The 23,094-nt window shown below is 28.4% G+C and carries 23 protein-coding genes; all 23 read right to left on the bottom strand.

Annotation, left to right across the window (positions count from 1 at the left end):
- Positions 1-32: 32 nt before the first annotated feature.
- The 23 genes from BM289_RS19110 to BM289_RS19220 all read right to left on the bottom strand — a co-directional run bounded on the left by BM289_RS19110 (position 33) and on the right by BM289_RS19220 (position 23,093).
- Positions 33-923 carry a glycosyltransferase family 2 protein gene (locus tag BM289_RS19110; RefSeq protein WP_091496537.1) on the bottom strand — a complete coding sequence of 297 codons (891 nt, stop codon included), beginning with the start codon at positions 921-923 and terminating at the stop codon, positions 33-35.
- Positions 920-1,843, bottom strand: a complete 924-nt coding sequence (locus tag BM289_RS19115; RefSeq protein ID WP_091496539.1) for a glycosyltransferase family 2 protein — start codon at positions 1,841-1,843, stop codon at positions 920-922. Before BM289_RS19115 ends, BM289_RS19110 begins: the two co-directional genes overlap by 4 nt.
- Entirely contained in the window at positions 1,843-2,763 is a 921-nt protein-coding gene (locus tag BM289_RS19120) for a glycosyltransferase family 2 protein (RefSeq protein ID WP_091496541.1), read from the bottom strand. The genes BM289_RS19115 and BM289_RS19120 overlap by 1 nt, the downstream gene beginning before the upstream one ends.
- Positions 2,764-2,771: 8 nt before the next feature.
- Positions 2,772-3,821: a glycosyltransferase family protein gene (locus tag BM289_RS19125; RefSeq protein WP_091496543.1), complete on the bottom strand. Its 1,050-nt coding sequence runs from the start codon at positions 3,819-3,821 to the stop codon at positions 2,772-2,774.
- Positions 3,797-4,738, bottom strand: coding sequence for a glycosyltransferase family 2 protein (locus tag BM289_RS19130; RefSeq protein WP_091496545.1), 942 nt, complete (start codon positions 4,736-4,738; stop codon positions 3,797-3,799). The genes BM289_RS19125 and BM289_RS19130 overlap by 25 nt, the downstream gene beginning before the upstream one ends.
- Positions 4,726-5,595: a glycosyltransferase gene (locus BM289_RS19135; RefSeq protein ID WP_091496547.1), complete on the bottom strand. Its 870-nt coding sequence runs from the start codon at positions 5,593-5,595 to the stop codon at positions 4,726-4,728. The genes BM289_RS19130 and BM289_RS19135 overlap by 13 nt, the downstream gene beginning before the upstream one ends.
- Before the next feature lie 71 nt (positions 5,596-5,666).
- Positions 5,667-6,791: a glycosyltransferase family 4 protein gene (locus BM289_RS19140; protein WP_091496549.1), complete on the bottom strand. Its 1,125-nt coding sequence runs from the start codon at positions 6,789-6,791 to the stop codon at positions 5,667-5,669.
- Between the two features lie 185 nt (positions 6,792-6,976).
- Positions 6,977-7,882 (bottom strand): glycosyltransferase family 2 protein, encoded by a 906-nt coding sequence (locus tag BM289_RS19145; RefSeq protein WP_091496551.1) that lies wholly within the window; start codon positions 7,880-7,882, stop codon positions 6,977-6,979.
- Entirely contained in the window at positions 7,879-8,835 is a 957-nt protein-coding gene (locus BM289_RS19150; protein ID WP_208610269.1) for a glycosyltransferase family 2 protein, read from the bottom strand. The genes BM289_RS19145 and BM289_RS19150 overlap by 4 nt, the downstream gene beginning before the upstream one ends.
- Positions 8,836-8,867: 32 nt before the next feature.
- The gene (locus BM289_RS19155) at positions 8,868-9,515 is read right to left on the bottom strand and encodes an acetyltransferase (protein ID WP_091496554.1); all 648 of its coding nucleotides are present in this window, start codon (positions 9,513-9,515) and stop codon (positions 8,868-8,870) included.
- Positions 9,509-10,585, bottom strand: a complete 1,077-nt coding sequence (locus BM289_RS19160; protein ID WP_091496556.1) for a DegT/DnrJ/EryC1/StrS family aminotransferase — start codon at positions 10,583-10,585, stop codon at positions 9,509-9,511. Before BM289_RS19160 ends, BM289_RS19155 begins: the two co-directional genes overlap by 7 nt.
- Positions 10,586-10,589: 4 nt before the next feature.
- Positions 10,590-11,822 carry a glycosyltransferase gene (locus BM289_RS19165; RefSeq protein WP_091496557.1) on the bottom strand — a complete coding sequence of 411 codons (1,233 nt, stop codon included), beginning with the start codon at positions 11,820-11,822 and terminating at the stop codon, positions 10,590-10,592.
- A gap of 5 nt (positions 11,823-11,827) precedes the next feature.
- Positions 11,828-13,090 carry an ABC transporter ATP-binding protein gene (locus BM289_RS19170; protein WP_091496558.1) on the bottom strand — a complete coding sequence of 421 codons (1,263 nt, stop codon included), beginning with the start codon at positions 13,088-13,090 and terminating at the stop codon, positions 11,828-11,830.
- 34 nt (positions 13,091-13,124) lie between these two features.
- Complete coding sequence (locus tag BM289_RS19175; RefSeq protein WP_091496560.1) at positions 13,125-13,988, bottom strand: ABC transporter permease; 864 nt, start codon at positions 13,986-13,988, stop codon at positions 13,125-13,127.
- Between the two features lie 133 nt (positions 13,989-14,121).
- Positions 14,122-16,089, bottom strand: a complete 1,968-nt coding sequence (locus tag BM289_RS19180) for a polysaccharide biosynthesis protein (RefSeq protein WP_091496562.1) — start codon at positions 16,087-16,089, stop codon at positions 14,122-14,124.
- Between the two features lie 81 nt (positions 16,090-16,170).
- Positions 16,171-17,055 carry a glucose-1-phosphate thymidylyltransferase RfbA gene (gene rfbA / locus BM289_RS19185; protein ID WP_091496564.1) on the bottom strand — a complete coding sequence of 295 codons (885 nt, stop codon included), beginning with the start codon at positions 17,053-17,055 and terminating at the stop codon, positions 16,171-16,173.
- A 64-nt stretch (positions 17,056-17,119) separates the two neighbouring features.
- Entirely contained in the window at positions 17,120-17,965 is an 846-nt protein-coding gene (gene rfbD / locus BM289_RS19190) for a dTDP-4-dehydrorhamnose reductase (protein ID WP_091496566.1), read from the bottom strand.
- A complete protein-coding gene (gene rfbC / locus BM289_RS19195; protein ID WP_091496568.1) occupies positions 17,965-18,513 on the bottom strand; it encodes a dTDP-4-dehydrorhamnose 3,5-epimerase in 549 nt (182 codons plus the stop codon). Before rfbC ends, rfbD begins: the two co-directional genes overlap by 1 nt.
- A gap of 8 nt (positions 18,514-18,521) precedes the next feature.
- Complete coding sequence (locus BM289_RS19200; RefSeq protein ID WP_091496570.1) at positions 18,522-19,661, bottom strand: DegT/DnrJ/EryC1/StrS family aminotransferase; 1,140 nt, start codon at positions 19,659-19,661, stop codon at positions 18,522-18,524.
- Positions 19,662-19,663: 2 nt separating this feature from the next.
- Positions 19,664-20,335, bottom strand: coding sequence for an HAD family hydrolase (locus BM289_RS19205; RefSeq protein WP_091496572.1), 672 nt, complete (start codon positions 20,333-20,335; stop codon positions 19,664-19,666).
- Positions 20,325-21,290: an ATP-grasp domain-containing protein gene (locus BM289_RS19210; RefSeq protein WP_091496574.1), complete on the bottom strand. Its 966-nt coding sequence runs from the start codon at positions 21,288-21,290 to the stop codon at positions 20,325-20,327. The genes BM289_RS19205 and BM289_RS19210 overlap by 11 nt, the downstream gene beginning before the upstream one ends.
- A 5-nt stretch (positions 21,291-21,295) precedes the next feature.
- Positions 21,296-21,898, bottom strand: a complete 603-nt coding sequence (locus BM289_RS19215) for a sugar transferase (RefSeq protein ID WP_091496576.1) — start codon at positions 21,896-21,898, stop codon at positions 21,296-21,298.
- Positions 21,891-23,093 (bottom strand): glycosyltransferase family 4 protein, encoded by a 1,203-nt coding sequence (locus BM289_RS19220; protein WP_091496578.1) that lies wholly within the window; start codon positions 23,091-23,093, stop codon positions 21,891-21,893. The genes BM289_RS19215 and BM289_RS19220 overlap by 8 nt, the downstream gene beginning before the upstream one ends.
- Between the last annotated feature and the right edge of the window lies 1 nt (position 23,094).

Here is a 23,094-nt window from a genome sequence, read left to right on the forward strand (position 1 = left end):
AAAATATTTGTTAGTTTCTTCTAATATATTTTCTATCTTTTGATTATAATGTAAATCATAAGTTTCAAATTTCTCCATTTAAAAAACCAAAAAGAATCAAGTTTATTTAAAATATTAAAACTTTTCAAATAATCCATTTTTAAAAGCTTTATTTGATTTTGCACCAGTTTTTGAATATATCTATTATAATCTTTATTTGAAATAATGTTTTCGAGTCTATATTTTATTAAAAACTCTTTGTTAAAAACATTCAATTTTAGATACTCCTGTACATTCAATTTAGAATTATTGGAAGAATGTATTCTATATTTAGTAAGAGGCAAATCAACAAAATAAAATTTTGTAAAAAAAGAGGCCCTATTCCAATACTCAACATCTTCACCAGCGGCAACCATTTCTTCATTAAAAAAACCGACTTTTTTAATAACATCTTTATGACAAAGAGGGTAATCACTAACAGTATAATTTCCTATCATTTTCATCGATATGTCACCATGTTTATCTTCTAATTTTCCTGGCCTTCCAACGTACCTATTTAATTCGTTATTATTTTCATCTATTAATTTGCAGTAATGATGAGCCAGTCCAAATTCTGGATTTTTTTCTAAAACATCAAGAAGAACCGCTATCTTATTAGACTCCCAAACATCATCATCATCTAAGAATGTAATATATTCCCCTTTTGCGACTTTTATTCCTTCATTCCTTGGCTTACAAGGCCCTCCTGAATTTTCAATCTTAAAATAATTTATAGTTTTATAACTAGAACATAAATCTTTATTTTCATTTCCAATACTTCCATCATCTACCACTATCAGCTCTAAATTCTTATAAGTCTGATTAAAAACAGACTCTATTGCCTGAGTTAAATAATTAACTCTATTGTAAGTTGGAATAATAACTGATACGAGAGGAGAACTCATCTTTTTAGAACTTTAGATATTGTGAATTGAATTAATTTATAAAAATAAATAAATCTTAAGTTTCTATCAATTTGTATTTTTTGAATACTTCGGGTATTCAAAAAATCTCTTTTGTGAGTCCATACATAGAATTTAATATAATGATTAATAAATTCAGTATATTTTTCAGTTTGTTTAAATAGATTCAGGTATTTAGCATTTTCATGGTAAATCGTTTCTAATTTATTCTTTTGTAAAAAAGAAGAAGTTGAACCTTCATGCCTCCTAAAAAAGTTTAATTTTTTATTTAAAAACACAAATGAACTATTCTCTAATAAATAAGACCATAAAAAAATATCTGAGCATTGTCTATTTGTAAATATAGTATCTGGTATAGCTAAACTAGGTTTTCTAAAAACAACACAACTACCATTTGTTATGTATGTATTAAATGGCATTCTTTTATAAAAAATACTATTATTTATTACTTCATACTCCTCTTCATTAACATTTAAGTCTTTCGTTCTCTTTGAAGAATCATAAATAATTTTACCATTATCAATATAATTGCTAGCACAAAAAGCCAAAGAAGCATTTTTGTTCTTTTCTAAAATATTAACTAACTCCTCTAAGAAATTTAAAGCAGAATAATCATCTGTTTCGGCTATCCAAATATACTCTGTTTCGGCTAGTTCAATACCTCTTTTCCATGAATTATAACCACTTCCTGAATTTTGCTGATTTATAATAAACCACTTAATTTTAAAATCAGGATTGGCCGTAATAAAATTTTCTATAATTTCGACACTATTATCTGTAGATTTATCATCAATTATAATAGCTTCCCAATCTTTATAAGACTGATCACAAACACTTTGTAAACGTTCAAGTAAGAATCCAGCATGATTATAACTTGGTAATATAATAGTAAGTTTTGCCATTATTTTGCCTTAAAGTGAAGAATAACTTTGAAAAAAGAAACAGATATTCCTAATAATTTTATTTTTCGAAGAATTTTTTTAATCATTAAAACCGTTTGATAACTGTTTGATTTTCTTAATAGCTTTAACCTAGTTTGGATCTCTTCATTCGTTTTATATAATCTTGAAATCAGGTTAGAAGTAAAGTTGTAATATTCATCATAAGTAAGAATGTCTTTAAAGCTTTCTAAAACCTTAATTTTATTATCATCAATGCCAAGTGTTGACATTCGACTATTGGGGTTAATTCTATAGTAAGCTAGTGTTTCATTAATAAAAATGGCTTCACATCCTGTCTTAAATAAACTTACCCAAACAATCCAGTCTTCTTGTGCAGTTAAATTTTCCGGAAACTGAATTGTTCTAAATAAAGATGCTTCAAAAAAACCGCACTGCATTTGAAGAGAAAAAGATATGTTCCATTCGTAGAGAAAGCCTTCTAAGTTAAAATATGAGTGATTTAAAACACAAAAAGGAGGAGATGAATCATTAATATTATCTGTAAACATTCTAAAATTTGAGATAACAATTTTAACATTATCATTATTTTTACTCAATTCCAGATAATTTAGCGACAATTCCAACTTTCTACTATCCAAAACATCATCACAATCTAAAAACTGAATATAATCACCTTTAGCATTTTTTAAGCCAAAATTTCGAGCACTACTTACGCCCCCATTTTCTTTAAAAAAATAATTAAATCGAGAATCTCTATCTGTAAATATTTTTGCTATTTCCCTTGTATTATCAATACTGCCATCATCAATTATTAGGCATTCCCAATTTGCAAAGGTTTGATTACTAACTGACTCAAGTGAATCAAAAAGATATTTACCTTGATTATAACATGGAACAATTAGTGATACTAATGGATTCATTTAATAATTTAATAATTTATCAATTTGTAAAAAAAGAGGTCATATTGTGCTGCTATATTCTTAGGCATAAATTTTTCTTTCTTTTCTAAATAATCTTTCGTCTTAAAAAATGGTTTTCCATTTATTACGATAGAATCAATAACCTCTTTATAATTTTTTGTTTTCAAATTTATTGCTGGAAAATTAAACAAGTTTATTATTTCTGTTTGATTTCCAACTTTTGGAATTATCATTGGTTTGTCAAAACTTAATGCTAAATATAAATTACCAGAGTTTAAGTTTTTAGTCCTTGGAATAATCAACAAAGAAGATTGTTTAACTAAATCCACCATATATTTATATTCGACAAACTTAAAACCAAAAAAATATTGTTTTTTAAGCAGAGGATAGCAAAACAAAAATTCTTCAATTTTTCTATACACTTTTCTAAATCTATAAGGAAAAAAAGTTGGCAACGCATTATACATTAACATATTAGGAACAACAAGAAACTTATTCTTTAATGGTATTCTTTTAAAAATTTCAAAAATGAATTTTACTTCCTCCTTTGATCTTACTTCTCCAATTACCGAAACAATATATTTATTTTTAAAATCTAAATTGTATTTTTCTTGAAAACTATCTATTGTGAAATCTTTTATCAAACTCTCATATAATGGATGATAAATAACGGTGTGTATACAATTTTGAGAGAAAAGAAACTTGTATTTAGCTAAAGAATATTCTCCCAAGTGAATAACTCCATCGGCATGCTTTTGTATCAACCTAAATAAATGATTGTACTGATTATTCTCATTATAATGTGATTTAATATCATTCAAAGTATAAATTATCTTTGAATGTTTTTTCCACATTAGGATTTTTTTCTCTAGATCAATTAACTGCTCATCAGAGGGAACAATCCATTTAAAAATAGCTTCAGGAAATTGAATATTTACAATTTCATAAGTAGTCTCATAACTATTGAAGTCATTAAATATGAAAGTACAATTTGAAAAATTAATAATCTCATCGAGGTAAATATTTCTATCCTTTAAATGCGGTACAAATACTTCCATAATTTTTTTATTTTTTTTCGTTTTAGTCTTTCAAAAATGAATTCAATTATGATTATATCTGCTAATCTGTACTTGAACTTAAACAGTTCCTTACTTAAAATTCTAATTTTTACAAAATCAGAAATATTACCAAAAAAATTAACTAGCTGCGAATGAGTGTAATGTTTTGATCTTTTTTTATCTATATTGTAATTACTCTGAAGAAAGTACATAAACATAAATAGACTTTTTATTTTCAAGCCAATATTGTTCTCGTTTGATAGTACAGAGGATATATTGTATTCACTAAGTCTCCAGTAAACAGATGCATTTTTAATGTAAAAAATCCCTTTGTCTTTGCTAAAAACTAACCATGTAGCATAATCTGAAAACCACGCTAATGGAAATTCGACAAAGCCTTGATTTTTATTATAAACATCACGCCTAAATATAAATTCACTTGCTGTTATAGTTTCTTTCATTAAAAGCATTTGATCCAGTAATTTTTCAGATGTTTCATAATTATCATGATAAAATGTTTGACTTTTTATTTCTCCTTTTCCATCAATAACTCTCAAATCTAATCTAATTAACTCAGGATCCTTATTAGTTGAATTTATAAAATTATAAAACTCCTGAACTACATTATTTCCTAAAACATCATCATCACCAAGTAGCATAAGCCATTTTTCATTCTGAGAAAGTTCTACACAGCGATTCCATTGTTTTGTCAATGAAATACTACCAAGATTTGACTCAAACCTATGATAAACCAAATCTATCTTTTCTCTGTAGTTTTCGATTATGGCTGAACAATCCTCTGAACTTGCATCATCTCCAATATAAACTTTAAATCTTTTATCCGTCTGATTTGTCAATGATTCTAACGTCTCCTCAAAGAATGTAAGTTTAAAAAATGGAATAATTATCGCCAGCATCTGTAAATCAATTTTATGTATTCTTTCCAAAAATAATTATTATAAGTATGCATGGGGCATTTTAAAAAAAACTTAAACCAAATTTTAAATGCTAAATCTAGGTTTTTATGAACAAAAGAAAGATAAATCATTTTCTGGAAATTATCAAAATCAATTTTCTCAAATTCCTCCTTACTTACTTTATTCCCAACCTGCATTGGCAATAATCGATTGTAGTAATTATGTATTTTAAATGTGGATGCAATCCATTTATCATCTACTACTCCTTCTGAAAAGTGTTCTAACAGAATCTCATTAGTTACCACAATCTTTTTTCTTTTTTGCCTAGTCTTAAATGAAATATCTAAATCATAATTATGAAATCCTCTAAATTTTTTTGAAAATTGAAAATTATCGTCTTTAGAAATTGACATAAAAACGCCATCAATTGCTACTACCTCTTGAAGATTATTATTTTCCCAACCCACATTCCAATTTTCCAATTTCCCCAATTTGGTATGCTGAATTATATTTATTACACGATACCGATCTGGACAATCCCACCATCCAGATGTTACAGTTCCTTTTATTTTGGCACCTGCAATTCCGACAAGTCCTATTTGTTTATCAGATCTAAAAATAAACAACAGTTTCTTTCCCCAATCTATGGTATGGAATCTAATATCATCATGAATAAAACACAATATATCACCTTTACTTTTTTGGATTCCTAAATTATAAGCCTCAAAAATAGAATATTGAGATTGTGAATTATCTATTAATATTAATTCATATTCGCTTCCAATTGTATTTCTTATATTCTCATCAAAACTCTCTGGAAGTGTGCTAGTACGGCTACAAATAATTAAAGAAATCATTTGCTAATTAATTATTAAATTAAACCTTTTGCTAAAAAATACCTTGTTTAAGGATAAATCAACAATTTTAATCATTCAAATGTTTCTAAAAAATCAAATATTTGTGGGCAAATTAAATCTGGTGTAAAATTGGAAAAATTTTGCTGATTTAAAAGACCATCCTTATAGACTAACTCCGGATTCTCTATATAGTATCTAACTTTTTCTACCATTTTATCTATTTGAAGATAGGGCACCACAAAACCACCTCCCCTAACTAGTATTTCAGATATACCGGTAGCCTTATCGAAACATATAATTGGTTTACCTAATAGACCAACCTCAATACAAACCAGTGGAAATGGATCCTCTCTAGATGTTAATAAAAAAACATCACATTTTTTTAAGTACTCATGAGGATTTAAGATTTCACCTATAAAATCTACAAAATCAAATAGTCCCATTTTTTGCAAATCAGCTTCGATAACTAACTTATCATTCAAACTAACTTTGCCTATCCAAATAAATTTAACTTTCTTATTAGTGTTCGTTGAAATTACGTAATTAGCAACCTGAATGAACAAATCTATACCTTTTCTCCAATCTACATGCCCACATCCACAAATTACAAATTCTTCAGTATCATTTTTTTTAATCTGCTCAATACCTTCAACTTTCGAAAATTCATATATCCTTTTTACTTTATGAGCTTCAACATCCCATTTTTCAGACAATTCATTTTTTACTAAATCTGAAACTGCTATAAATTTATCTACACTATTTTTTAATTTCTTAAAATTGGGTAGCAACAAATTTATGACGGTACTTAATTCATGAACATGAAGTACTAACTCCGATTTTGAATTTTCTTTTAATTTAGAAGCTATTGGCAGAGTTACAATGGTGTTTCCATATATTATATCGTAGTTTTCTTTCTTAAGCTTTCTTATGAAAAGACTATTCAACAAATTATCAATTTTTACTTTTAGGAAAGATGGATATTGATTTTGAAAAATTAATTTATTTTTTAAATCATTAATACTGTAGTAATTCTTTACACTTTTTTTGAAATCGCCGGAAAGTTTCCCTTCGCTTAGTACTAACAAGTCAATTTGATAGTTGCTACAGTTTTTCCTTAACCATTGTATAAAATACAGTAAAATCAACGGAGCACCTGATAATGAATTTTGGTGTGAAATAAACAATATTTTTTTCATTATCTACAATCTATTTTATTTGGGATTAAAGTAATATTTATTAATTATTCGAATATTAATTTAGAATAATGTTGATACCTTTCTTACTGTCATTCAATTTAGAGTAAACATATTGACTATTAATTAGTCTTTGGCTGTCGTATTTAGACAATACTATCAAATCTCAAATTCCATTAAATATTTCTTTATCTAATTAAATAAATTTTCAACTTATAGTACTCAATCCAAAAACTTACCTTAACGAAATTTAATTTATCATTATTAGCTTTATATAAATTTGCAAGTAGTCTATACACATTTAGCATTTTTATCAAAGCTGATTTTTGATATTCTTTTTCGACTAAAAATTCTTTTGAAATCAGTTTAGTAAACTGAATGTGCTGCCAGTATGCTTTGATTAGCCCCTTATTGCTTTTATGGAAGTTTCCATGAATACCCTTTTCGTGAATTCTGTATACGCCCATATTATCTTTTAATACATATCCTTTTTTGTTTGAATTGTACATTATCCATAATACTAGAGCTAAATCTCCAAAAGGAGATTTACGAAACCAATTGGGTAAAATACCTAAACTCTCCCTTCTTAAAACAATTGAACAAGTTGCAGTTTTATTATTTAAAATATAATCTTGAATATCATAAATTAAATCATCTATTGTATTTGGTATTACATTTTGTTTAGAAAGATTAAAAGTATTTAATTCTGTAACGTTATGAAAACAGATACTAAAATCTGGATTTTCTTCTAAGAAATTAACCTGTTTTTGCAATTTATAAGGATCAGTCCAATAATCATCTCCTTCACATAATGCTATATAATCTTTCTGACAAGCTTCTAATGCTTGTAGAAAATTTGGTATCATACCAATATTCTTATTTTGCTTTATATATTTGATCCAAGAGCCTCTTTTGTGGTTTTTAATTACACTTTGGATTACTTGATCGGTATCGTCAGGAGAGGAGTCATTAAATAATAGTAATTCAATTTCAAAATCAGTTTCCTGCATTAATACTCCATTTATTGCTTCTTCAATAAATTTTTCGTGACCGTATGTTATCATACATACGCTAATTTTTTGATCTGCTTTCATTTTAATTTTTGTCGTAAAACCCCAATTCCAATCAAAGATAGAATAAGTTTTATCCAAATACTTACATTCATTTTCTGTCTAAAGACATTGAACTTGCAATATTTATAAGTATCTAAAATTAATGTGTTTTTTAATAAACTGAGGGTATCTACATACTTTTCAGATGAAAAAGCCTTGTTTATTAATGCTCTGTTCGTGTTACAAATTGAATCAGATAACCAACTTGGATTTAAATTATTTCTTTGAACGAAAATTTTTCTACTGAGATAAGAGTCTATTAAAGCAAAAATAAACTTTTCAGTGGTTACTGGATGACTTGCACTTCCTTCTAAAATTCTATAAACTGAAGTAACCTCATTCAAATAATATAATTTAGATCTATATACTGTTTCTAATAATATTCTTGTATCTCCAATTACTTTTCCTTTAAGTTCTTCTCTTAAAGTTATTATTACCTTATCTAATATTTTTTTTCTAAAAACTGTTGAAGCAAACTCAATAAATTTGCTTTTTAACATTTCAGGAATTATATGCTCTTCATTTTTTACAACTCTTTCTGGAAGTTCTAAAAACTGGCCCGTTTTTTCGATGTACTGTTTTGTGTGAGAATATACTATACCGCCATTTTCATTGTTTTCTAAGATATCTATCTGTTTTTTCAGTTTATCCACTGTAATCCAATAATCATCTCCTTCACACATAGCGATGTATTTTCCCGAACAGTGCTTTAAAGAAAAAAATAAATTAGGCATTATGCCTAGATTAGTCTCATGGCTGAAGTATTTTATCCATGATTTTCGTGGGTGATTTTTTAGAATATCTTGAATTATCTCATCCGTTTTATCAGGAGAGCAATCATTTGATATAATTAATTCTACCTCAAAATTACATTCTTGCATTAATACTCCTTCTATGGCTTGACGAATATATTTCTCATGCCCATAAGTAATCATGCAAACACTAACTTTTAAATGAGAGTCCATCCTTAAAAATTAAGAGAAGTTAGTTCTTTTATAATTTTACCAGGAACTCCAACAACTAAACTATTATCTGGAACATTTTTCGTAACAACGGTCCCTGCTCCAATAATAACATTTTGTCCGATATTAAGATTGGGGAGTATTGTGGAATTTGCACCTATTTGGCAATAATCTGAAATCTTACAACTACCTAAAACTGTTGCTCCAGGAGATATTTCAACAAAATCTCCTATGGTACAATCATGAGTTACAATTGAATTGTAATATAGGATAGTTCCTATTCCAATTGCAACACTATTTGATATAGTAGATCCTGCTAGAATATTAGATCCTGCTCCAATATTTACATCATGATTTCCTATATTTGATTTTGTACTTATAGAGGAAGTTAAAATTCCTCCCAAATTTCTAAAAGTATCATACATTTTTTTTCGCAAAATAGGATTTCCAATTCCTATTGTAAATCTATTATCTATAGTTTTAAAATAATTCGACGCTTCTTCAAAATTTTTTAAAACTGGAAATCTCTCAAACAGAACATTGCCAACATCATTGCTGATATCATCATAAAAAGCGAGATTATCTGTTTCATTAGAATGAATTACAACCTCTAAAACTTCTTTGGCAAATCCTTTTGCTCCAATTATTAACATAAATTATTATTGATTAATAAAACAATTTTTTCTAAAGTCTTCAATTGTAAATCTACATATAGAGGTAAACACACAATTCTTGAAGCAATACTTTCTGAAATTGGCATTTCAACTCCCTTTGTATACTCAATTGTATTTAAAGATGGATAAAAGTATCTTCGAGGGAAAATATTATGTTCATTTAATACTTTCTGAACCTTGAGCAACTGTTGTTCTGTATCAAAAATAACTGGATAATAACTGTAATTCCACCTTGAGTTTGGTCTTATTTTTAAAGTTTGGATTTTCTTTAAGTTTAAATTCGCATTGTAATAGTCTACTATTTTTTTTCTTTCAGAAACAATTTTATGTATGTAAGGAAAAACAGAAAGCCCCATCGCGGCTTGCAATTCAGACATTTTTCCGTTAATACCTAAACCATGAAACTTTAGTGGTCCATTATGTCCAAAATTATGACTATAATACAATTTATGATGTAAGTCTTGGTTGTTCGTTAGTATTGCTCCTCCTTCTCCTGTATGAAATAATTTTGTGGCATGGAAACTACAAGTGCTCACATCTCCATAATCAAAAATTGACTTATTATTAAATTTTACTCCAAAACCATGTGCGGCATCGTAAATAACTTTTAAATGATGTTTTTTAGCTATTGATTCAATTGCAACAACATTGCAAGGATTTCCAAAAACATGAGTTGCCAAAATTGCAGTAGTTTTAGCTGTTATACCAGCTTCTATCTTTTTTTCATCAATTGTTAGATATTCTGGGTCGATATCTACAAATACTGGAGTACAATTTTCCCAAACTATTGAAGCTGTAGTTGCTACATAACTAAACGGAGTAGTTATAATTTCACCTTGGTTCCCTAACAGTTTTAATGCAATTTGCAATGGTATTGTGCCATTGTTTGTAACAATAATATTAGATACTCCTAAATATGCTTTTAACTTTTCTTCTAATTCTAATACAAGTTCTCCTCTATTGGTTAACCATTCATTGTCCCAAGCACGTTGAATGAACTTACTATATTCTTCCAACGGAGGAAGAAAAGTTTTGGTTACATTTATCATTTTACTATTCAGCTATTTCATTCTTTATTAAATTAATCCTTGGTTCCATTTGAATTTTGTTAGAATACACTTCTCTAAATTTTTGCATTCCTTTTCTTGAAATACAATATAATTTCTCTGGATTTTCGATCAACTCTATAATATGTTTCATAATAGATTCTGCGCTACTATCTATTATAATTAAATCTTCTTCTGGAGTAAAAATACTGTTTTGTTTAAACTCATCAGTAGTTAAAGCCACAACTCCATTTAAAGTTGCTTCGACAACAGTCCCCAAAGGAAATCCATCAAATCCACCTTTTCCCAATTTAAATGCTTTGTTAGGAGAAACTAAAACATCCATATTTTGATATATTACACCTAAAGCTTCAAAATTTTGGTATCCATAAAACTTTATCTTTTCTTTTATATCAGAAACATCAATATCATTTTCATTAAAACCTCCCACTATATGAAAATTAATAAAACTGTATTTCTGAGTAATCCCTTTAGCAAAATCAATAAAAACATCATAGCCTTTATCTTCTCCAGTTGGGGTATATTTCGCCGCACAAAAACAGATATCGAATGTTGCTTTATTTAACAAATAACTCTTTTTATTTCTTAGATCTTTAATCATCGAAATCTGAGGAACAACACAACCAAAAATAAATTTTATTTTTTCTTCGCTACATATATTGTTTTTCAATAAATAATCATAGGTTATTTGCTGGGTAACAATAACTTTACGAAACATTGGCGATTGACACACTTTTTTTAATTTAGTATCACTTTCGGCTTCTTCTAATTTAAACCCTCCTCCTGGATACAAAGTAAATATGAAAGGTATTTTATGTTTTTCTAACCAGTGTAAATTTTTAAAGATATTATGAAGAAAAATGCAATAAAAAATTTTCGCATTAATATTGACAAATCCTTTTCTAAGTTCTATTCTCTTCTTTAAATTAAACTGAGATTCAAATTCACGAATGTGTTTCTGATGATTTTTTACTGGAGTATTCAAAATCTCATAAGCAGTTGGGTGAACGACAACTTTAGACATTCTAAAATTAGTAAGCAGAAACTTAAATTCTTCAAATCTAAAACCAGAAATTGGATGTGGAAATATATCATCAAAGACTATAACATCGTATTTTTTCTTTCCTTTATATAAAATAAAATAGTTTCTATAAAAAAAATTCTTAAATATTAGCAAGAAATATTTTAATTTACGTTTCACGATCGTTTTAAAATTCATTTTTATTAATCGATTTGATTATTCTCCCATTTCAAATAAGGTCTTACTAAACCTCCCCAATGACCAAAATATCCCTTTCTATAAGTTCCTTCTTCATCGATGTCAACCGAGACAATTTTATCTAACTGCGAAATGATCTCAAAATTATTCCCCACTAGAATTACAGTAAAGAAATATTTACCTTTATTTAGAAAATTTTCTGGGATTTCACATATACTTTTATAAGATCCTTTTGCCAAAGGAATTCTTTCTAAATTTGGTGAAGCTAAAACATAACTATCCAATTCATTAAAAATTGAAATAGAGCAATTAATGACTTGATTATCTATAAAATTAACAAACTCAATTTCGATGTTTATTTTTTTTTCTATGCAAAAAAAATCATTATCAGAAGTAAGTTTTACAGATTTAATCTTTGCATTTAAATTACCAGGAGCCTCATCTATATCCCATTTTACTTCCCTCACCAAATCAATTATATCCGAATTATAAACATCTAGGGCTTCGTCGATATTTCCTTCAAATTTTATAGTACCATGTTCCAAAACAATTCCTCTTGTACACAAACTCTTTACAGCTGTCATGTTATGACTTACAAACAAAACAGTTCTCCCTCCTCCTCTTGAAATATCCTGCATTTTTCCAATTGCTTTTTTTTGAAATTCAGCATCTCCAACTGCTAATACCTCATCAACTATAAGTATTTCTGGCTCTAAGAAAGCGGCCACAGCAAAAGCTAATCGAACAGTCATACCCGAACTATATCTTTTCACTGGAGTGTCAATATATCTTTCGCAACCAGAAAATTCGATAATTTCTTCAAGTTTTGAAGTAATTTCTTTTTTAGTCATTCCAAGAATAGCTCCATTTAGAAAAATATTTTCTCTTCCAGTCATTTCTCCATTGAAACCAGTCCCAACTTCTAGAAGAGAGGCGATACGCCCTCTAGATTTTATACTGCCGGTTGTGGGAGCAGTAACTTTTGACAATATTTTCAAAAGTGTAGATTTACCTGCACCGTTTTTTCCAATAACAGCTAAGACTTCTCCTTTTTCAACTTCAAAATTAATATCCTTTAATGCCCATACATACTCAGAAGTTCCCTTTGTAGAACGGTCATTAGTATCACCAATTTTTAAGTATGGATTTTCTTTACCTCTTACCTGATGCCACCAACGATTTAAATCATGGCTTAAAGTTCCAGTTCCAACCTGACCTAAACGATATTGTTTAGAAATGTTTTCGATTTTTAAGATTATATCTTTCAACTAATAAAATATTAAATATGCTCACTAAAGTTTCTTACACAGTATCAATAAAACTCTTTTCAGTTTTATTAAAGATTAGAAGCCCTATAAAAAAAGCCGTAATTGTAACTGCCGTTGTATATAATAATCCCAAAATAGATACTTGACCAATATTTAAAAGCATAAACCTTGATGTCTCGATGATGTAAGCGACAGGATTGTATTCGATAATCCATCCAAATTTTGGCAATTTGTTATTTACCAATTCTATAGGGTACATCACAGCGGATAAATACATTAATAACTGTATACCGAAACCTAAAAGGTAACTAAAATCTCTATATTTTGTAACCATCGAAGAAATCAACATTCCTAATCCAAGTCCTAAAAAACCCATACTGGCGATTAGAAACGGAAAAAATAATATATATATATTAAATATTAAATTATATCCCTTTAAATAATAAAAAATGTAGAATAATATAAAAATAAAGAACTGAATTCCAAATTTTAATAAATTAGAGACTACTATAGAAAGTGGAGTAATTATACGTGGAAAATAAACTTTACCAAAAATTCCAGCATTAGATTTAAAAGTATCTGAGGTTCCATTCAAACAGGAAGTAAAATAATTCCAAACTGTAATTCCTGCTAAATTAAACAAAAACGGCGGGATAGAACCAGTATTAATTCCTGCCATATTATTGAACACAATAGTAAATGTAATTGCTGTAAACAAAGGTTGAATTAGATACCAAATTGGCCCTAGAACTGTCTGCTTGTAAACCGTAATTATATCTCTTTTTACAAAGAGCATCAATAAATCTCTATATTGCCAAATCTCTCTAAAATTTAATGAGAAGAATTTATTTTTGGGGGTTATTTCAAACAACCACTCATCTGTTTTTTTAAAGTCCATTATTAAGAAATAAAAGTCTTGTTTGTAAAAATTAACAAGATTTTTAACATTTTAAAATTTATGTAAAAATGCCAAAAGGCGTTTTTAAAAAACACCTTTTGATTATATTTTGAATATATTTATTAAATACTAATTATTTATCTAAGACTTCAAAAGCCGAATTCATACTCTTAAATTCTGGAACAATCTTTTTCATCTTAGCTACAATATCATCATTTTCATAAAAATCCGCAATTCCTATAAGTTCATCGACCTCATTGTGAAGAGTTTCATATTCATCTTGAATTTCCTGAGCAATCATGATTTTGTTATGATAAGTAGGAAGTGTTTTAGAAGTATCATTCAATAATTCTTCATACAACTTCTCTCCAGGTCTTAATCCTACAATTTTTATTTTAATTTCTTTATCAGGAATAAAACCAGCTAGTTTAATCATTTTTTTAGCCAAATCAATAATCTTAACCGGTTTCCCCATATCAAAAATATAGATTTCGCCACCATTACCCATTGCACCAGCTTCTAATACTAACTGACAAGCTTCTGGAATAGTCATGAAATAACGAATAATATCTTGATGCGTTATTGTTACTGGACCACCTTCTGCAATTTGTTTGGTAAACAATGGAACAACAGAACCATTGGAACCCAAAACATTCCCGAAACGAGTAGTAATGAACTTCGTTCCGCCTTCAACATTCTCTCTTTGATTCTTTAAATATAAAGATTGAACATATTTTTCTGCAATACGTTTGCTGGCTCCCATTACGTTACTAGGATTAACAGCCTTATCTGTAGAAACCATAACAAATTTCTTCACACGGTACTTACATGCTAAATCTGCTAGATTTTTTGTTCCTTTTATATTGGTTTGAATGGCCTGTGCTGGATTTTCTTCCATTAAAGGCACGTGTTTATATGCTGCGGCATGGTAAACTACATGAGGATTATAGCTTTTAAATACTTTCTCCAATGCTTTTTTACTTCTTACATCGGCAATAACGGCCACAATTTTAGTATTGAAATTCATTGCTTGGGTTTCAAGACATAAATTATGAAGAGGTGTTTCTGCATGATCTAAAACAATTACAGTTTTAGGATTAAAGTTCAAAACCTGCCTAACTATTTCACTACCAATTGATCCTGCAGCTCCACTAATTAAGATCGTTTTATCTTTTAATTGTTTAGAAATTGATTTACTATCTAGGACTATAGGTTTTCTTTCTAATAAGTCTTCAATCTGAATATTCTTAACTTTTTGAGAGATTTCCTTTTGATTCTCCCAATCCGAAATAAGTGGAACAGTATATACTCTGTAGTTGAACTCTAAGCATTGATCAACAATAATTAACTGTTCATCCTTACTTAAACTTTTATCGGCAATAATAACCCCTTCAGCAGCAACAGATCTCATTAGAGCCGGAAGCTTCTTTCTTAGAATCAAAATTGGAAGATCCAGCATACGTTTAGATGCATTCTGGTTATTCTTATCTACAAATCCAACTATTTTAAATCGAGATGGCGTTTCAAATTTCAAGGCATTTGCGACAGAAATTGCATTTGCATCTGTACCATAAATAACAGTTCTAACGAGTTTAGTCGTAGCCTTTTCAGAAAAATACATTTCAAATGTTTGTTTTACTATCACGCGATACAAAAACAGTCCGCAAAAAGATAAAACTAGATTAATGAAAAGTGCGGTATTCAAAAATGCCTTATGACCTGTATATAATTCAAAAACTAAGTTTATGAACAAGAAAAAAACTAAAACTGACATTTGTGAAAACAACAGTTTTATTGCATCAATGTAAGATGAGTGCCTAATAATTCCTGAATAAGTTCTAAAAAGCCAGAAGAAAAATATATTAACTAAGATTAAACCTGCTACAAAATAAAAATCGTGAGAAGTGATTATATAACCTATTGCAGTACCATCAAAAAGCAAATATGTAAAGGAAAATGAAAAAAACAAAACCATTACATCAATTGCAATAATAATCCATCTAGGCAAATAACTTAAGTTATTAATATTTGCTCTAAGATTTCTTGGCGAAAAAGTCTTGTACAACAACGAAGTTATACTATTTGGTTTGTCTGTACTCAATTGAGGTTTGGTTTAAATCTGTAAATTAATTTATACAAAAATACAAATTAAAGGTTTTAAATGATAGCTTGAAGATTCAATTTAAATTTTAACACCTTTTTTCTTTTGTTTTAAAAATTCCAACAAGTAGGTTCCATAACCCGACTTTAACAATGGTTGCGCAAGTTCTTCCAATTGATTATCATTAATAAATCCTTGTCTCCAAGCAATTTCTTCAATACAACCAACTTTTAGTCCTTGTCTTTCTTCTAAAACCTGAACAAATTGACCAGCTTGCATTAAACTATTAAAAGTTCCTGTATCTAACCAAGCAGTACCTCTGCTCAATATACCAACTTTTAATTTGCCTTTTTCAAGATAAACTTTATTTACATCAGTAATTTCATATTCACCGCGAGCGCTTGGTTTTATATTTTTTGCTATTTCTACAACAGAATTGTCATAAAAATACAGGCCAGGAACAGCATAATTTGATTTTGGTTCTTTTGGTTTTTCTTCTATCGAAATTGCTGTAAAATTTTCATCAAATTCAACTACTCCATATCTTTCAGGATCTGAAACATGGTAGGCAAAAACAACTCCTCCATTTGGTTTTGTATTTGACTTTAAAAGCTCTTGCATGTTTGACCCGAAAAAAATATTATCTCCCAATATCAATGCTACATCATCATGACCAATAAATTCTTCTCCTATTACAAAAGCTTGAGCTAATCCATTTGGATCTGGTTGCTCAGCATAACTAAATTTGCAACCAATTGAACTACCGTCTCCTAAAAGTTTTTTAAAATTAGGCAGATCGTGAGGCGTTGAAATAATTAAAATTTCATTTATTCCTGCCATCATCAAAGTTGACAATGGATAGTATATCATTGGTTTATCATAAACTGGCATTAATTGCTTACTAACAGCCAATGTTAATGGGTGCAATCTTGTTCCTGAGCCCCCTGCTAATATAATAGCTTTCATAAATCTTACTTTTAGAATTCAGAATTTAAATTTCGGATTATTTCAAAATCTAAACTATTGTTTTTTAAATGAACATCTTTTTTAAACTTTTTTTATAATATGGTATGTCTAAATTATAAGTTTTTTTAATTTTATCCTTATTCAGTAATGAAAAACTAGGTCTTTTTGCAGGTGTTGGATATGAAGAAGATGGAATCCCTCCTATTTTGCAATTATAATCACCTAATTCTTTTATAGAAACAGCGAAATCAAACCAACTAATTTCTCCTTCATTTGAGTAATTATAGATACCTGGAAACCATTCTGATGACTGAACAATATCAATCATTGCTTGAGCTAAATCTGCAGCATAGGTTGGCGAACCTATTTGATCATTTACAACATTAATTTCCTCTTTCTCCCGCATCAGTCTTTGCATGGTTTTCACAAAATTATTTCCAAATTTACTGTAAACCCAAGAAGTTCTAATCACAATCGAATCTGGATTTTCTCTTAAACAAGCAACTTCACCTGCTAGTTTACTTTCTCCATAGACATTTATAGGATTTGTTTCTGCTTCCTCGTCTAAAGCAATTGAAGAAAATCCATCAAAAACATAATCTGTCGAAATATGAATTAATTTTACATTATTTTCTTTTGCATATTTTGCAATTAATTCTACTGCTAAATGATTTATCTTAAAAGCTAAATCTCTTTCCGACTCCGCCTTATCTACCGCAGTATATGCTCCACAATTAAAAATAATATCTGGTTTAATTTCTCTTAATTGAGATTGAAGCAATTCCAAGTCATCTAATGCTACTTTTGTTCGGTCAGCAAATATCCACTCATAGTTAGAATATGAAGAAGCTAAAACTAAAAGTTCAGATCCTAACTGCCCTTTTGCACCAGTTACAAGAATCTTTCTCATTAAAACAGACTATTACATTTCTCAATAAAAGGTAGAATTTGATCTTTTTCTGAAACTATTGCTTCATCTAAATTCATTCCCCAATCAATATTTAATGAGGGATCATCATATTTAATTCCTCCTTCTGAATCTTTATTGTAAAACTGATCACATTTATACATAACTGATGCTGTTTCACTAATGACAGAAAATCCATGAGCAAATCCTTGAGGCACTAATAACTGTTTTTTATTTTCTGCTGACAATAGAATACTAAACGACTTTCCATACGTTGGAGAATTTTTTCTTAAATCAACAGCAACATCTATAATTTCTCCTTCTAAAACACGTACTAATTTTGTTTGACCAAAAGGTGGATTTTGATAATGTAATCCTCTTAAAGTTCCTTTTTTTGAAAAAGATTGGTTATCTTGAACAAAATCAATATCAATTCCTAAATCTTCAAATTTATTTTTACTGTATGATTCAAAAAAGCAACCTCTTTCATCACCAAAAACTATTGGTTCTACAATTACTAGATCTTTTATAAATGTTTCTTCGATTTTCATTTTTAATTTTATTTAAAGAAGTTATTTAAAACCTCTTTAATTCTATTTTTTTCTTCGTCAGTTAAATTTGAACCAGATGGTAGACATAACCCATTTTCAAAAAGTGTTTCGGCAACTTTATTTCCATAATATGGGAATTCTTGAAATATTGGTTGTAAATGCATTGGTTTCCAAAGAGGTCTACTTTCAATATTTTCATTCTCAAAAGCCAAACGCAAATCCTCTCTTGTTTTTCCATTTGCTTTTTGAGGATCTATAACAATTGCGGACAACCAATGATTTGAAAAATAATCACTATTTGGTTCTATAAGGATATTTACACCTTCAATTTCTTTAAAATAATCAACATAAAATTCATGCATATTTCTTCTTAATTGAATATGCTCATCTAAAACTTCCATCTGACCTCTTCCGATACCTGCACATATGTTACTCATCCTATAATTATATCCAACATGACTATGCTGATAATGTGGTGTATTATCTCTAGCTTGTGTTGAAAGAAATACAGCTTGATCTTTTACCTCTTTATTTTTCATTACAATTGCACCTCCTCCTGAAGTTGTTATAATTTTGTTTCCATTAAAAGAAAGAATTCCTATTTCTCCAAATGTTCCACATTTTTGATTTTTATAGCTACTTCCTAAAGCTTCAGCACTATCTTCAAGAATTGGAATGCTGTATTTATTTGTTATTTTATTAATTTCTTCAATATTATATGGCATTCCATAAAGATGAACGCCAATTATCGCTTTAGGTTTTTTACCTTTAGAAATTCTTTCAACTATTGCTTTTTCTAATGCATTTGGACAAATATTCCAAGTATCAGGTTCACTATCAATAAATATAGGCGTAGCTCCTAAATACATAATTGGATTTGCTGAAGCAGAGAAAGTCATACTTTGACAAATAACTTCATCTCCAGCTTGAACACCTAACAAAATTAAACCTAAGTGAATAGCCGCAGTTCCAGAACTCAATGCTCCCACATGAACTTCTTCATTTAGATATTCTTTTAGGTCATTTTCAAAACCATTTACATTTGGACCTAAAGGAGCAACCCAATTTGTATCAAATGCTTCTTTTACATATTTCTCTTCTGTTCCTCCCATATGAGGAGATGATAACCATATTTTTGAATTATTCATTTTTATTTTTCAATAATGTTTAAAACTTCTTCTAGATTATTTATACGATAATTTGGTAAATATTCTTTATCAAAATTAAATTTTTGCTTGTGAATATTTTTGCCATTATCTAAAACACATATTGTCGTCCAGCCTAATAAATTTCCCGCAAAAAAATCTTTTTTTACATTGTCACCTATATAAACATATTCGCATTCCGGATACAATTTCTCAAAAAATTGGAAATTTTTAAGATCAGGTTTTTCTGAGCCAAATTCTTCAGAAATTATAATATTTTCAAAGTATTTTTCAATATTAAGGGAAGTTATTTTATTTCTCTGCTGAACAGATCTTCCATCAGTAATAATTCCTAATTTGTTTTCTTTTTCTTTTAAGTAGTTTAATAAGTTCTCAACCGAATTTTCTAATTTAATTTGAGGAATATGATTTCTATAATATCTCAAAAGATCTTCAACTGTGATATCTTTGATATTGTACTTTTCTAAAATTTCAAAAAAAACGTTCTTTTTTAAGTCATATAAAGAATACATTTCCTCAAAAATTTTTTCCTTAGAAATTTGATTTATCAATGTTTCAGATAAATATTCAGATATTTCTTTATATGCAGATATCAAATAGTCTAATTCATTATACAAAGTATCATCTAAATCAAAAACAATAATTTTAGCTTTCATAATTACGGACTAATATTTCGTCATCATACCTCAACATCAGCAAATTATCTTCCCAATCGTTATAAAAAGTAATTTCCTCATCTAATAAGTACTCTTTAATAATCCATAATGGATAATTTGCTCCAGATAAATAACTTAACGGAAATCCTCCACCGAAACGAGGGTTTATTTCTATTCCAATAATTCTGTTAGTATTTGAATTATAAAAAATCTGAATAGTTAAACAACCTACTGCACCATCAATTTTAGGTAATTTGTCTTTTAGATAATTTAAAATAAAATTTTTACAAGTAACTCCTTTACTAATTTCGCCACTTCTTACTGCTATTCTTTTTCTTGGAACCGCACATTTTAATTCTCCATTTCTATTGTAATATGCATCAATCGTAAATTCATCAAATAAATTAGAATCAATATATTCCATAAACATCAATTTCTCATTATTAAAATGATATTCCGTTAATTCATCCTTCTTATTTATCAAAAAAATATCTTTACTCAAACTTCCATCGTAAGGTTTAATAAATAAAGGGAACTCTGGATTTAATTTATCATATGGTTTAGGGATATCTATTTCATGATCTTTAAAAAAAAGATTAATTAACCTTTTATCTCTGCATTTTTTTATAAAATCTTCGTTTGAAACTATTACTTCTATCCCTTCATTTTTAAACATTAGCTTATTTGTAGACAGGAAAATTAATTCTGTATCAATAGTTGGAATCACTAGTTTTATTTTCCAATCCTTACAAATAGATATCAATTCTTTTATATAATCAGCGTCATCGACTCTTTTCACGGCTTTGTATCCATCTGAAACTTGACAAGCTGGTGAAAGATTAGGACTCATGTCTACGGTATAGACCATACCTGTCGAAAAAGTTTTTTTTAGTTCATTCTTAAAAGCTCTTACCAAAGACACTCTTTGTCCTGCTGAAGTTATTAATATATTCATTTCGTTTAATTTCCTTTAAAATATTCCATAGTTGCCTGTCCTTCTTGTGAAATTCCTACAGGTTTAAAGATTTTTTTAATAGTTAAAAATATGATTCGAATATCCAATCCAAAGCTCAAATTATCTACGTAATAAACATCAAATTTAAATTTTTCCTGCCACAAAATTGCATTTCTTCCATTGATTTGCGCCCAACCTGTTATTCCTGGTCTTACATTATGTCTCTTTTTTTGAAAGTCATTGTATAGTGGTAAATATTCTGGCAATAATGGTCTTGGACCTATTAAACTCATATCTCCTTTTAATACATTAATTAATTGAGGCAGCTCATCTAGAGATGTTTTTCTAACAAAAATCCCCACTTTTGTCAGTCGTTCTGCATCTGACAATAAATTTCCTTGAATATCTTTTTTATCATTCATGGTTTTGAATTTTATAATCTTAAATATTTTTTCATTTTTCCCTGGACGTTTTTGAACAAAAAACGGCTTTCCTTTATTCGCAAAAGCTAAAAAAACGACTAGAATAATTAAAATTGGTAAAAAAATAAGCAAAACTAAAAATGATAGAATGATATCAATAAAGCGTTTAAAAAAAAATCTATACATTGATTTTATGTATTATTAAGTCATAAGATTTATCAACAGTAAATTCATTGTGGAGTAAATTCCAGGCATTCTCCTGCATATTAGACAAATTGTCTTCGTCTAAGACTCTTTCGATAGCTCTATTCATTGCTAAGATGTCTCCCGAAATAACCGAAAATCCACAATTGTTTTTTTCAATTACTTTTCCAATATCTGTATTAGTATCTGTTGCTGCAATTATTGGTTTTTTCATTTCCAAATAAGACAACATTCTCGACGGGAAATTAGGTATCGTAAAATCTTTGTGTAAAAAAATCATTCCCACATCGCATGCATTTAACAATAAGTCATAATCAGTTTTAGACAAACCATTTAATAACAAAGCGTTTCTTGGTTTCTTAACTTGAAACCATTCGCTTAACTTCTTGTACTCTGTTCCAGATCCTACAATTAAGAAGAATGCTTCTCGATGTAAATTTACTTCTATTGTCTCTAACAAGAAATCAACTCCTTGAGGCTTACCGAGGTTACCTCCATAAACCAAAATCTTTTTATCAAGAGGTAAATTATATTTTTTCTTTATATTTATTTTTTCAGAATTCTCCTGAATAAGACTAATTGGTTCAATTGTATTAGGATTTACCTCAACTTTCTCCAATTTAATTGTTGGATTATGCTTTAAAATATACTCAACATTAGCTTCAGACATACAGCCAATTGTATCCGATAAATCATATAATCTTTTCTCTTTTTTTAAAAAGAAATTATGCATTATCCCATCTTGTTTTAGCAATTTCATGTCAACTGCATTTTGAGGAAAAATATCTTTCAACAAAAGATATGAATAAGCATTATCTCTTTTCTTTATAAAATTAATAACCTTTGAAAAAGTTATTGGAGGTGTGGAATATATAATAAGATCAAATTTTATTTCACAAAGATTTTTTTTGATTGCTGAAAGAAATTGATATTCTATAGCTAAAGTTCCTATACCTTTTTCTATTATATTAGTTTTTTGAAGATTAAAGGTTTGTACATTTAAGATTGTTCCTTCTGTTTCTTTTATTAAGTTAGTTTTCTTTTTTTCTCTTCTTTCGATAGGACAAACGGCATAAACTTCATGACCTTCCTTATAAAATTTACGAAGCAGATCATTATAAATCCCTCTATCTCTAAAAGAATTAATTTTAACCATTGTTAAAAAAAGTACTTTCATT

This window comes from Flavobacterium phragmitis (assembly GCF_900112575.1).
Lineage (GTDB): Bacteria > Bacteroidota > Bacteroidia > Flavobacteriales > Flavobacteriaceae > Flavobacterium > Flavobacterium phragmitis.

Coding starts and splice junctions, on each gene's coding strand:
- rfbC (WP_091496568.1), bottom strand. CDS start 18,513: ATGAAAATCGAAGAAACATTTATAAAAGATCTAGTAATTGTAGAACCA.
- BM289_RS19175 (WP_091496560.1), bottom strand. CDS start 13,988: ATGGACTTTAAAAAAACAGATGAGTGGTTGTTTGAAATAACCCCCAAA.
- BM289_RS19115 (WP_091496539.1), bottom strand. CDS start 1,843: ATGGCAAAACTTACTATTATATTACCAAGTTATAATCATGCTGGATTC.
- BM289_RS19205 (WP_091496572.1), bottom strand. CDS start 20,335: ATGAAAGCTAAAATTATTGTTTTTGATTTAGATGATACTTTGTATAAT.
- BM289_RS19120 (WP_091496541.1), bottom strand. CDS start 2,763: ATGAATCCATTAGTATCACTAATTGTTCCATGTTATAATCAAGGTAAA.
- BM289_RS19125 (WP_091496543.1), bottom strand. CDS start 3,821: ATGGAAGTATTTGTACCGCATTTAAAGGATAGAAATATTTACCTCGAT.
- BM289_RS19160 (WP_091496556.1), bottom strand. CDS start 10,585: ATGATAAATGTAACCAAAACTTTTCTTCCTCCGTTGGAAGAATATAGT.
- BM289_RS19140 (WP_091496549.1), bottom strand. CDS start 6,791: ATGAAAAAAATATTGTTTATTTCACACCAAAATTCATTATCAGGTGCT.
- BM289_RS19150 (WP_208610269.1), bottom strand. CDS start 8,835: ATGATTACTTATGGGCATGAGAAATATATTCGTCAAGCCATAGAAGGA.
- BM289_RS19210 (WP_091496574.1), bottom strand. CDS start 21,290: ATGAATATATTAATAACTTCAGCAGGACAAAGAGTGTCTTTGGTAAGA.
- BM289_RS19165 (WP_091496557.1), bottom strand. CDS start 11,822: ATGAATTTTAAAACGATCGTGAAACGTAAATTAAAATATTTCTTGCTA.
- BM289_RS19130 (WP_091496545.1), bottom strand. CDS start 4,738: ATGCTGGCGATAATTATTCCATTTTTTAAACTTACATTCTTTGAGGAG.
- BM289_RS19220 (WP_091496578.1), bottom strand. CDS start 23,093: ATGAAAGTACTTTTTTTAACAATGGTTAAAATTAATTCTTTTAGAGAT.
- BM289_RS19110 (WP_091496537.1), bottom strand. CDS start 923: ATGAGTTCTCCTCTCGTATCAGTTATTATTCCAACTTACAATAGAGTT.
- rfbD (WP_091496566.1), bottom strand. CDS start 17,965: ATGAGAAAGATTCTTGTAACTGGTGCAAAAGGGCAGTTAGGATCTGAA.
- BM289_RS19155 (WP_091496554.1), bottom strand. CDS start 9,515: ATGTTAATAATTGGAGCAAAAGGATTTGCCAAAGAAGTTTTAGAGGTT.
- BM289_RS19135 (WP_091496547.1), bottom strand. CDS start 5,595: ATGATTTCTTTAATTATTTGTAGCCGTACTAGCACACTTCCAGAGAGT.
- BM289_RS19215 (WP_091496576.1), bottom strand. CDS start 21,898: ATGTATAGATTTTTTTTTAAACGCTTTATTGATATCATTCTATCATTT.
- rfbA (WP_091496564.1), bottom strand. CDS start 17,055: ATGAAAGCTATTATATTAGCAGGGGGCTCAGGAACAAGATTGCACCCA.
- BM289_RS19200 (WP_091496570.1), bottom strand. CDS start 19,661: ATGAATAATTCAAAAATATGGTTATCATCTCCTCATATGGGAGGAACA.
- BM289_RS19145 (WP_091496551.1), bottom strand. CDS start 7,882: ATGAAAGCAGATCAAAAAATTAGCGTATGTATGATAACATACGGTCAC.